10 protein-coding genes and 1 pseudogene are annotated in these 12,010 nt (G+C 36.8%); 2 read left to right on the top strand and 9 right to left on the bottom strand.

Annotated features, from left to right (window positions below):
- Window positions 1-91: 91 nt before the first annotated feature.
- From ACN1CN_RS00665 to ACN1CN_RS00630, 8 genes and pseudogenes are all read right to left on the bottom strand, one after another.
- Entirely contained in the window at window positions 92-1,090 is a 999-nt protein-coding gene (locus tag ACN1CN_RS00665) for a TIGR03571 family LLM class oxidoreductase (protein ID WP_419134284.1), read from the bottom strand.
- 43 nt (window positions 1,091-1,133) lie between these two features.
- The gene (locus ACN1CN_RS00660; protein ID WP_419134283.1) at window positions 1,134-2,357 is read right to left on the bottom strand and encodes an MFS transporter; all 1,224 of its coding nucleotides are present in this window, start codon (window positions 2,355-2,357) and stop codon (window positions 1,134-1,136) included.
- A gap of 188 nt (window positions 2,358-2,545) precedes the next feature.
- Window positions 2,546-2,674 carry a hypothetical protein gene (locus ACN1CN_RS00655; RefSeq protein ID WP_419134282.1) on the bottom strand — a complete coding sequence of 43 codons (129 nt, stop codon included), beginning with the start codon at window positions 2,672-2,674 and terminating at the stop codon, window positions 2,546-2,548.
- Window positions 2,675-2,772: 98 nt separating this feature from the next.
- A complete protein-coding gene (locus ACN1CN_RS00650; RefSeq protein WP_419134281.1) occupies window positions 2,773-3,345 on the bottom strand; it encodes a Crp/Fnr family transcriptional regulator in 573 nt (190 codons plus the stop codon).
- A 113-nt stretch (window positions 3,346-3,458) separates the two neighbouring features.
- Window positions 3,459-3,965: pseudogene (locus ACN1CN_RS00645) on the bottom strand (TolC family protein); the annotation flags it as partial.
- Between the two features lie 18 nt (window positions 3,966-3,983).
- Window positions 3,984-4,871, bottom strand: a complete 888-nt coding sequence (locus ACN1CN_RS00640; RefSeq protein ID WP_419134280.1) for a TolC family protein — start codon at window positions 4,869-4,871, stop codon at window positions 3,984-3,986.
- Window position 4,872: 1 nt separating this feature from the next.
- A complete protein-coding gene (locus ACN1CN_RS00635) occupies window positions 4,873-8,040 on the bottom strand; it encodes an efflux RND transporter permease subunit (protein ID WP_419134279.1) in 3,168 nt (1,055 codons plus the stop codon).
- Window positions 8,041-8,060: 20 nt separating this feature from the next.
- Window positions 8,061-9,197 carry an efflux RND transporter periplasmic adaptor subunit gene (locus tag ACN1CN_RS00630; protein ID WP_419134278.1) on the bottom strand — a complete coding sequence of 379 codons (1,137 nt, stop codon included), beginning with the start codon at window positions 9,195-9,197 and terminating at the stop codon, window positions 8,061-8,063.
- A 207-nt stretch (window positions 9,198-9,404) separates the two neighbouring features.
- Between ACN1CN_RS00630 and ACN1CN_RS00625 the strand changes: the two genes are divergently transcribed.
- The gene (locus ACN1CN_RS00625) at window positions 9,405-10,280 is read left to right on the top strand and encodes a LysR family transcriptional regulator (RefSeq protein WP_419134277.1); all 876 of its coding nucleotides are present in this window, start codon (window positions 9,405-9,407) and stop codon (window positions 10,278-10,280) included.
- Between the two features lie 436 nt (window positions 10,281-10,716).
- Window positions 10,717-11,217: an acetolactate synthase small subunit gene (gene ilvN / locus ACN1CN_RS00620; RefSeq protein WP_419134276.1), complete on the top strand. Its 501-nt coding sequence runs from the start codon at window positions 10,717-10,719 to the stop codon at window positions 11,215-11,217.
- A gap of 52 nt (window positions 11,218-11,269) precedes the next feature.
- Here ilvN and ACN1CN_RS00615 read toward each other — a convergent pair whose 3' ends face one another.
- Entirely contained in the window at window positions 11,270-11,848 is a 579-nt protein-coding gene (locus ACN1CN_RS00615) for a DUF4833 domain-containing protein (protein WP_419134275.1), read from the bottom strand.
- Window positions 11,849-12,010: the final 162 nt, after the last annotated feature.

Below are 12,010 nucleotides of genomic sequence, written 5' to 3'. Positions count from 1 at the left end.
TTCTTTCGAAATGGGATTTTTTTGCGTCTTTTTTGTACTATAATTGCATTTTAAAGTTTGAAAGATCTGCAAAGTCAAATGGCATTAACCATTAACTACTTAAAGCATTTGAATTTTGTAAATTCAGCGGATAAAAATGTGGCAGAACTTCTTGTCCAATCAATTTTAGGGCTTCTTCAACCGGAACTTCTGATTTTCTTAAATGAAGTGCCATGTGGTTTACCCCTGCCAGTTCATATAAACGCAATAATTTCGTTAATCCATTAATACCAACAGCGCCTCCAAAACGATGCGGTGTAAAAGGAGCGTCAGGATTTTTCAAAAGATTTAAGTGGAAAGCTGATATATAAGGTTTCGATGCCTGATTGTTATCATAAAGTGCGTTTTTCCATTCTCTTACCAAAACTTCTGTGTCTGAAACATTTCTTGGATAATTGAACCAGCCCTGCATGTTTTGAGCAATCCAGTCCATACTTTGTTTTGCTCTTCCGGCTAAAATCCACGGAATTTCATTTTTAGGTTTTGGGTAAACTTGAATTTCATTGGATAAACCTTCATAATATTGATTCAGCTCACTTTGCTCTTTCCAGGCTTCTTTGATTATCTCATGGTTTAAAGCAAATCTTTCGGCTCTGGTTTCAAAATCAAATCCAAACAGAGGAAATTCTACAGGACGATCACCTAAACCAACACCAAAAAGATAACGGCTTTCAGATAAATTTTCGATAGTTGCAATCGCTTTTGCCAATTGAAGCGGATCATGCAAAGGCAGTACAACCGCCGCAGTTCCAATGGCAATAGAATCGGTAATGGCAGCAACATATCCCAGATAGGATAAGGTGTCAAAAATTTGCGCACCATCTCCAAAACCCGGATCATATACCGGAACTTCGCGCATCCATAAAGCAGCAAACCCAAGTTTGTCTGCCAGTTTAATAAGTTCTGTGTGTTTGCTTATATCAGGAATCCCGAAAGGACGTCCTTGTTTTTTTCTTTTTTTCTCTCCTTCAAGAGACCAGTCGTTGTCTAATGGAAATTCTAGCCCAAGAGTCATTCGGCCGGGTATATGTATTTTACAAATTGTTTTCATTTTTAAATTAAATTAACGATTAACAGATTACGAGTTATTTTAATTATTTGCTTTCTTTCTTACTTGATATTTTTGAGCTTAATAAGGTTGCACCTATAGCAAGTACTACAAACAAAGCGCCAACCCAGGGAGTAGATTCAAGTCCTAAAGTAGATTCTACTACTAATCCGCCCACATAGGCCCCAATGGCAATTCCCACATTAAAAGCGGCGATGTTAAAGGCAGATGCCACGTCTTCGGTTCCAGGCAGGTAACGTTCTGCCAATTGAACCACGTACAATTGTAATCCGGGAACATTTGAAAATGATAAAGCTCCCATGATAAACAAAGTAATAATTCCAAAAAGAGAATCACTCGCCGTGAATGTAAAAACCAGCAATGCAATCGCCTGTAAAACAAACATCCATAATAATGCTTTCAACGGATTTTTATTTGCGGCTTTCCCGCCTATAAGATTTCCGAAAGCGATCGCTATACCGTACAATACAAGCACTACATTCACCATTGATTCAGAAAGCCCCATGATTTTTTGAAGTATTGGAGACAAATAAGTAAAGGCAACAAAAGTTCCTCCGTACCCCAGCGTAGTCATTAAAAAAGCTAGCAGCAATCGACCGTTTGCTATTACTTTAAACTGCTCTTTTATTGCGATTGTTTTTTCATTTTCGATTTTATTTGGGAGTAAAATCCAACCCGAAATCAAACCGATCAGTCCCAAAACGGCAACTCCAATAAAAGTAGCACGCCATCCAAATTCCTGTCCAATAAAGGTTCCGAAAGGTACTCCGGTAACAATAGCAACCGTTAAACCTGTAAACATAATAGAAATTGCCGATGCTCTTTTATCAGGTGATACCAATGAAGCGGCAATGGTAGAACCTATCGAAAAGAAAACCCCATGAGCCAATCCTGTAATGATTCTTGCCATAACCAAGGTATAAAAACCAGGTGCTATTGAAGCAAGACCATTTCCTATAATAAATACAATCATTAACCAGATCAGTAATTTTTTTCTTGGAATACTTCCTGTTAAGGCTGTTAGTATTGGTGCTCCAATTGCAACACCAATGGCATATAAACTCACCAGTAATCCTGCTGATGGAATACTAATATTTAAATCTGTGGCAACTGTTGGCAATAAACCCACAATAACAAACTCTGTAGTACCAATTCCAAATGCGCTTATTGTTAATGCCCATAGCGCTGCAGGCAGTCTTTTTCGTGTAGTGGCAGTTTGTGCTATAACTGCTGTTTCATTTGTTTTCATATCGTTGTTTCAAATAAAATTATAAATGATTTAGGAAGGGAAAGGTTTAAAAAGGTAAAGAGAAATAAGAGAATGCCCCGAAGGACATCCTCCTATCCTACAACCAGTTTAATTAATCTTAATGCGTCCTATATAGTAAAGGAGAATGTTATTATTTAATCCCGCTGGATTATGAATTTCAATACCAACTAGAGATGAGGAATGTTTCCCGGAATTACTTCCAGAACTATTGACATTCTTTCTGATTTATTTTGTGCATTATGTGCAGTGCCTAAAAAAGCGGTAACTGCCTGCATAAAATAGTGGATCGTTTTCATAATTGCATTGTTTAAAATTAACAGTACAAAGTTCTAACGATAACACAAGATATGCGAGGAGGAACATCACAGTTTTGGAGTGATGTAGATCACACTTTTTATCCCTTAAAGCGGCTGAGGGTTTCGCGGGTAACACCTAAATAAGAAGCCAAAAGCTTTTTAGGAACTCGCTGAATTAGTAAAGGAAGTTTTTTGATGAGATTATTATAACGTTCTTCGGCTGTTTGCGTCAGTAAAGACATGATGCGCTGTTGCAGGGCGATATAACCATAATGCGATTTAATTCTGAAGAAATTAGTCATTTTTGGAATTTCACTACACAGCCTTTCCCTGTTTTCTAACCGAAGACAAAAGAATTCTGAATCTTCAATACAATCAATAAACAAAGTTGCCGGAACCTGATTCTGAAAAGCATGAAAATCGCTTGTCCAATATTGTTCCATTGCAAACTGCAGAATATGCTCCTTACCTTCATTATCAATAGCATATGTTTTCAATAAGCCACTTATAATCCAGTATTCAGAAGGAACAAGTTCATCTTTTTGCACTAAAAACTGATGCTTTCTTAATTTCTTATAAGTAAAACAAGCAGCGACAGTTTCCCATTCTTCATCAGTTAATGGACTTATTTCCTCTATATGTTTTCTTAATTGTAAATAATGGTTTTCCATAAACTGCAAATTCTTTTAGAATTACCTGATTTAATCCTTACGAAAGTAACAAAAAACTTTTTACCGATGATGAAACAAAACTCACACGATTGGTGTGAGTTTTGAAAAACCAGCTACTGCCCTCCTCCCAAAGCTCTGTAAAACTCTATATAAGCCAAAGCTTCCTGCCTTTTTAAACTGGATAAATTCAGTTCGTTTTCTATTAGATTTTGTTCTACCAGAATTACTTCTAAATAATCGGCCTGTCCATTTGTAAATAAAAGACCGGCATTGTTTATCGCGGTTTGCAACAATTCATTTTTTGATGTTGTAATTGTAATTTTCTCTTTCAGTTTTTCGACTTTAACCATCGCATCCGAAACTTCTTTTGTAGCTTGTAAAACTGTTTTTCTAAACTCTTCGGTCTTTTGCTCGTAGGCAATTTTACTCACGTTAAAAGCTGTTTTTAGTTTTCGTTTATTAAAAATAGGTTCCGTAAGTCCGCCTGCTAAAGTTCCAAATAGCGAACCCGGAATGTTTAACCAATTGGAGGATTGAAAAGAATTGAGACCACCCGCAGCTGTTATGTTCAGGGTCGGATACAAACCCGCCTGAGCAACACCTATTCGCGCCGAAGCTGCCCGTAACTCAAATTCTTTCTAACGCACATCCGGACGATTCGACATCAATGAGGCCGGAACTCCCGATGTTAATTGCTCTGGAGCCGTAAAATTAGCTTTACTTTCTGGTAGTACAATTGGATCAGGCTGATTGCCCATTAAGACATTTAAAGCATTTTCCTGAATGAATTTTTCCTGCTCTAAATCGGGAATAATAGCTTGTGTCGATCTGTACTGAACTTCGGCTTGCTGTACCGCCAGTGCAGTCGCTTCGCCGTTTTCAAACTGAACCCGGATTAATTTAACCGTATTGTCGCTTAAAGCTAAATTTTTACGCGTTATGGCCAGTTGTTCGTCGAGCATTAATAAAGTGTAATAAGACGAAGCGGCCGATGCAATCAATCTGGTCTGCAAAACTTTTCTGCTTTCAAGACTTTGCAGCCATTCGTTCAACGCCGCTTTTTTCTGATTTTTTACTTTTCCCCAGATATCAATTTCCCAGCTTAAACCTGCATTTAAGGTGTAATCTTCTACCCTTTTCGTTCCGATGGTATTGCTTAAATTAAAACCGTTTATACCGTTTAGACTATTATCAGAATAGTAATTCCTCGAAGTTCCAATTCCTGCAGAAACTGATGGTAGCCAGGTTGCTTTTGATTCTTTCAGGTATTCCTCATTAATCTGAATCGAATTCAGCGCTATTTTCATATCATAGTTGTGCTGTAAAACATTATCTATAATATTTTGCAAAGCAGGATCTGTAAAAAAGCTTTTCCATGGCAGTAAAGTACTGTCCTTACTTTGCTGCAGTGCATTATTTCCTCGAAATTCCTTAGACATTGCAAGGGTTGGGCGCACATAATCTTTCCCAATCTGACAGCCGGAAAACACGGCCAGAATAAGTATGTAGTATGTTATTTTCGTCATTTTAATGATTGGATTGAATTAAATGTTGATCGGTTGCAGGTGTAATTTTTAGACCGAAAAAACGTTCGTGTAAAGATTGGAATACGATAAATAAAACTGGTATTATAAAAATTCCCAGTACCACACCAAAGAACATTCCTCCTATCGTTCCCGATGCAATAGAACGGTTTCCCTGCTCTGTAGCACCACCGGCAAAAAGCAAAGGCAGTAATCCTGCAATAAAAGCAAAAGAAGTCATTAAGATTGGGCGCAATCGCAATGCCGAAGCCTGAACGGCAGATTCTACCAAAGATTTTCCTTTATGTCTCATTTGTACGGCAAACTCAACGATAAGGATGGCATTCTTGGCCAAAAGACCAATAAGCATAATCATCCCAATCTGTACATAAATATTATTGGTAACGCCTATTAAATTGATAAAAACAAAGACACCAAATATTCCGGTTGGCAAAGATAAAATTACGGCCAGTGGTAAAAGATAACTTTCATACTGCGCAGATAACAGAAAATACACAAACAAAATACAGATTCCGAATATAAAAATGGTTTGGTTTCCAGCCTGCTGCTCTTCTCTTGCCATTCCGGTATATTCATGCGAATAACCTAACGGGAGCGTCTCGGCAACCTCATTTATGGCTTTCATAGCATCTCCCGTCGAATAGCCTTTTTTAGCCTGAACATTCAAATTAATAGAAGTCGACTGGTTCAAATGCGTAACGACTTCGGGACCAAAAACACGTTTTAATTGCACAACAGATTTAAGTGGCACCATTTTGCCCAGATCATTTTTAGCATATACTTCATTCAATGCATTTTCATCTACTCTAAAAGGTGCTTCGGCTTGTACCACCACACGATAATATTTTCCAAATCGGTTAAAATCAGAAGAATATATACTTCCAAAATAAGCCTGCATAGTTTCTAAAATCGTACTGACATCAAGTCCCAATTGTTTTGCCTTAACCGCATCAACATCAAGCATGTATTGAGGAAATTTTGCATTAAAAGAGGTAAAAGCCGCTGCAATTTCCTTTCTTTCTTTTAACGATTTTATGAACTCATCATTTACCTGAGCCAATTTATCAATAGAGCCTCCGGCATTGTCTTTAAGCACAACATCTAAGGCATCCACATTTCCAAACCCCGGAACGGTTGGCATCGAATACGTAAACGAAGATCCTTCGGGTAAACCATCAAATACAGTTTTGATAGAATCCATAATTTTATTGATGTCCTTAACTTTTCCCCGGTCTTCCGGCTGTTTTAAAATGGTATACGAAGCAGCGTAGGATGGTGAAACCGTATTGGCCAATAAATTACTACCGTTCACTATCGCATTAAAATATACGCCTTCAAATTTACTCAGCTTTTTACTTGCCTGCGTGGTTACTGTTTTGGTGCGTTCCAAAGAAGTTCCCGGTGGCATGCTTAAAGCGGTCATTACGAAACTTTGGTCTTCTGTTGGAATAAATGCTTGTGGCGTGTTACGTGCCAATACTATGGTTAAAATGGTGACCAAAACTAATCCGCCCAAGGCAAGCCATTTTCTTTTAATCAGGAAAAGAACAGCGCTGGTATATCTTTTTGTTGCAGCATGAAAACCAATATTGAAGAGCTCATAGAATCTTTGTAATCCTTTTTTGTGTTTGTCCTGATACAATTCGGCATGCTTGTTTTTAAGTAAAACCGCACATAAAGCAGGACTTAAGGTTAAAGCATTAATTGCCGAGATTACAATAGCAATAGCAAGGGTAAAAGCAAACTGCCTGTAAAACACACCAACCGGACCTTCGATTAAACCAATAGGTAAAAATACTGCCGACATTACCAAGGTAATAGATAAGATTGCTCCTGTAATTTCGCCCATAGCGCTGATTGTCGCCTTTTTAGCATCGGTAGAATGGTGTTCTAATTTATGATGAACGGCCTCGACGACGACAATCGCATCATCGACCACCACTCCAATGGCCAGAACGAGCGCAAAAAGCGTCAGCAAATTGATGGTGATGCCAAAAACTCCCATAAAAAAGAAGGTTCCAATAATCGCCACGGGTACTGATATGGCCGGAATAAGTGTAGAACGGAAATCCTGAAGGAAAATAAAAACAACAATAAATACCAGTATAAAAGCTTCAACCAAAGTATGCTCTACCTGATTGATAGAAGCATCCAAAAAACGTTTTGTACTATAAGTCGTTCGGTAACTAATTCCTTTTGGAAAACTCTTTTTGGCTTCTTCCATAAATTTCAGAATTTCAATCTGAATATCATTAGCATTAGAGCCTGGTGTCTGGAAAATAGCCACTCCAATTCCCGGATGCCCATCCAGCGTTTGTGCCGATGCATACACATGATCTAATGATCCTAATTCAATCTTGGCAACATCCTTTAAACGGAGTACAGAACCATCCGGATTTGCCCTGATTACAATATCTTCATAATCCGGTTCTTTGTTCAGTTTTCCTTTGTATTTAATAGTATATTCAAAAGCCGTTGCGCTTCCTTCTCCAAATTTACCCGGAGCGGCTTCAATATTTTGATGGTCAATAGCCTTCATGACTTCCTGCGCCGTCATTTGATAACTCGCCAATTTTCCGGGATTCAGCCAGACACGCATGGCGTAATCCTTACTTCCAAATACCTGCGCTTTTCCAACTCCCTGAATACGCTGAATTCCCGGAACAATATTAATAAGATCGTAATTGTTCAGGAAAGCCGAATCGTAATTAGGATTGGTGCTTTCGAGATCAATAATCATGATCATACTGTTGTTTTGTTTGGAAGTATTGATGCCTGTTTTTACGACTTCCTGAGGCAGTTGATTGGTGGCCTGCGAAACTCTGTTCTGTACGTTAATTGCCGCCTGATCCGGATTGGTTCCCAGTTTAAAATAAACAGTAATCGTTAATGTACCATCATTTGAAGAAGACGATGTCATGTAAATCATATTTTCTACTCCGTTAATTACCTGTTCCAATGGCGTGGCTACAGAACGGGCAACGGCTTCGGCACTGGCTCCGGGGTAACGTGCGGTAACCACCACAGACGGCGGTGCGATTTCCGGAAAGGTTTCCATAGGTAATTTCTCCAGAGCCAAAAAGCCTAAAATTACCAATATAAGTGAGATGACAGTAGCCGTAACCGGCCTGTCGATTATTTTCTTTAACATAATTTGAAAACGCTAGATTATTATTTTGAAACTTTTACCTGTATGCCTTCATGCAAGCGTTCAAGTCCTTTTGATACCAATACATCTCCAGGTTTTAATCCTTCGGAAATGATATAATTTAAAGCTGTTTTTTGTCCTATTTTTAAGGAAACACTTTTCAGTTTATTGTTTTTTTCGACCACATAAGCCATGACTTTGTTCTGCAATTCATAGGTAGCCGACTGTGGAATTTGAATTACATTTTTGTTGTATTGTGACATGATAATTTTGCCTGTATTTCCGGAACGTAAAAGCCCTCCGACATTAGGAAACGAAGCTCTAAACGTAATAGAACCTGTAGATTTATCAAATTGTCCCTGAACAATATCGACTTTGCCCTGTTCCTCATAAACTGAATTGTCAGGAAGCATTAAACGAACAGAAGGAATTCTTTTAATTTTTTCCTCCATGGTTTTTCCCGGATACTGCTGTTTAAACTGAAGAAAAGCTTCTTCACTCATCGAAAAATAGGCATACATGGTATTGATGTCTGAAACCACAGATAAGGGTTCCGGTTCGTTATGCCCTACAAGGCTTCCAACTCTATAAGGCAGTTTCCCGATATATCCGTTTACAGGAGCTTTTATCAGTGTAAATCCTTTGCTTATGGCAGCGCTTTTTTTTGCTGCTTCTGCTTGTCGTACAGCTGAATTTGCTGCGCTGAGTTCGGCTTGGGCATTTTTAAGCTGTACATCTGAAACTACTTTTCCGTCCACCAGTTTTTGAATTCTTGTGGTTTCAATTCTGGCTTTTTCCCTGTTCGCCAAAGCGGTTTGCAAAGATGCTGTTGACTGGTTTAACTTTTCGCTGTAAGGCGTATCATTAATAAGAAATAATGATTGGCCTTTTCGCACATACGCCCCTTCGTCTACAAATATCTTTTCCAGATATCCTTCTGCCTGAGGTCTTATTTCAATATTACTGATTCCTTCAAGCATACCCGAAAACTCTAATTCGGTTGTAACCGATGTGGTATCAACTGTAACGGTTGCCACTAAAGGTGCTACTGTTTTTTCTTTTTCTGCTTTGGATGTACACCCTTGTAAAACCAATAAGCAATAACCGACCATGGACGTTCGGAATATAGTACTAAGCAAAGCTTTTAAATGTTGCTGCATGACAATAAATAATTTTTAATGGATTAATAATGAATTGGATGGAAACCTCAATGTTGTTGTTTTTAATTGAAGTTTCACAAATTGCATGCAAAGGTGTATCGGAATTAATTATAAAGGAAATAGCATAATTTATAGATATCTATAAATCAATTTATACTTAATATGATAAGGAAAATAAAAAACAAGTAACTTTGCAACATGGTAGACATGGAATGGTACAGAACGTTTAAAACGATATATCAGGTGGGCACGCTGACAGGTGCTGCACAGGAACTGCTTATTTCGCAACCCAATGTAAGTCAGCATTTATCGGCTCTTGAAGCTCATGTCGGCAAGCAGTTATTCGAACGTAAACCACGCCGAATGGTGCCAACAGATTATGGCAAATTATTTTATACTCAGGTAATTGATGCTATTGAAAAATTGGAATATATTGAAGCTGAATTTAGATATACGCGTTCTTCAAATATTCCGCTAACTTGTATTGGTACCTCCAAAGAGTTTTTCTACAGCATACTGTCTTCAAAAATCAGTCAGGCTCCTGCGAATCTTGTTTTTGAATTTTGTCCCTCCAAAGAATTAATGCAAAAACTAAACTCAGGAAAACTGTATTTTGTGATTACTTCGAATCGGAATGATGAAAAAGATATTGTTTATGAGCCTATTCGTACTGCCAATTTGCTTCTTGTTGGAAATAAGGAATTTGACACAACCGAATTTGATCACTTTATAACCAATTCTGAATTTGATAAAGCCGAAAAATGGCTTTGCGATAAAGATTGGTATGCTTACAGCAGTGATTTGACCATCATTAGACGATTTTGGTTGGAAAATTTTAAAAAGCGCCCCACTATAAAACCCCGATTTGTTATTCCTGATTATAATTCGATTCTGAAAGGAATTCGTTTTGGTTCAGGCATTACCATTGCATCCGATTATTTGGTGCAGGATGATATAACACAAAATCATATTAAAGAAATCTGGAAAGGCCACCACCCTACTCATAACACGATTTACCTTGCTTACAATAGAAATAATGTCACAACAGATCAAATCGAAATGGTCAAAAAACTATTGAAATAATCGTTTATTTTTCAAAGATATATTCTAAAATACATTCGTCTTTAAAACAGATATAGTTCGATTGAAAAAAAAACTTTCTTTAGCATTATAAAAATCAATACATTTGTCGCACATCAAAAACACAAAATGAAAAACTTAATTAACATCTCTATTATTAGCAGTATTATTATCATTAGATAATGATCAGGGACGTTATATAAATAAGTACACAGATACCATTTAAAACCTCCCTCTTCGGGAGGTTTTTTTATTTAAAATATACATGAAAAATTCAGTACAAATTATCATTATCGCAATTATCATTATTCGTCTACTCTGACGAGGCAGGATTCTATTGCATAATAAAAACCTTTCTCAGTCATAAATGAGAAAGGTTTTTTTATTTCTAAAAAACACTAACTATTACTAATTCAAACAATACAGACACCCTTTTCAAATGAAACAAGAATATACTTTAAGCGCTTACACAGAAGATCAAATGGGATTACTAAACAAAATAACTATCATACTTACGAGAAGAAAAATCAGTATTGAAAGTATCAATATCTCTACTTGCGAAATTGACAAAATGTACAGATGTACTCTCGTTATAAAAGAAACTTCTGAAACCGTTAGAAATATTGCGCTTCAAATCGAAAAAATTATAGAGGTCTTCAAATGCTACTACCACACCAACGAAGAAATCGTATGGAAACAAATGGGATTGTTTAAAGTGATGACTTCTAATTTCATCAACGACGCAAATATGAATCATATACTTAAAAAATATAACGCCCGATTTATAAGCATTGAGAAAGATTTTACTGTTTTTGAAGCAACAGGACAAGAAGATGTTATCAATGATTTGGCAATCGAATTAACCAATTTTGGATTAATCGAATTTATAAAAAGTGCCCGAATTGCCGTAGCTCTGAATACGGAATCTTTTCATATATAGTTTCATTTAGAAATAAATATTGAAAACAAAGGATAACTGGATAGATCGGTGCTTATTTCAACAACATTCGTTCCGTAATTGTTTTATTGGAGGAGGCATCGATTCCGGTAACTTCGGCATACTTTACATTGGGTAACCAAAAAGAACCTCCTTCAATGCGCACAAATATTTTTTCTACTTGTATTTTCTTCTGATTTACACTTACAAAAACACGGTATTTTTGATCGGACTCTACCTTTTTCAAGGTTAAGGGTAACTTTTTATAGGACACAAATTGAAGCTCAAACTCCTCATTATTTAAAGTTTTACTTTCAATTCCGTATGCAAATTTACGCTGTAAGTAGCTAAGATCCTTTTTTTCTCCTTTCTCAGCATATCGGATCCAATATGCTTTTACAGGATTACTTTTGTCTATTTTTCCATTCTCCTGATAGTTTATGGCATAAATAGCGGTGTTTATATTGGGGTCACGCTGAATATAAAATAGCATATTATCTATATTTTTTGGCGTTGGAAAATTTAAAGGTGATGGATTTTTGGATTGCGCCAATAGATTTTCAGAATTTATAGTGACTAAGAGCGTTATAACGATTAGTGATTTTATAAAATTTTTAAATGATAATTTATTCATAACAAAATATTTATGTAACCTGATAGCTACAATTACTTTAATATATTTCAATATAGATTTGGTGGCTAAAAAAAAGCGTTTCACTTGTTTATTGGCTATGCGTTGAATAGAGAAAACACGACCTGAACGAAGTGAACAGACAAAGTAATTACACCAAACTAG

The sequence above is a fragment of the Flavobacterium sp. T12S277 genome, from assembly GCF_048514875.1.
GTDB lineage: Bacteria > Bacteroidota > Bacteroidia > Flavobacteriales > Flavobacteriaceae > Flavobacterium.
The sequence above is the reverse complement of the archived record's forward strand: the minus strand, read 5'-3'. Positions and strand labels throughout refer to the sequence as shown.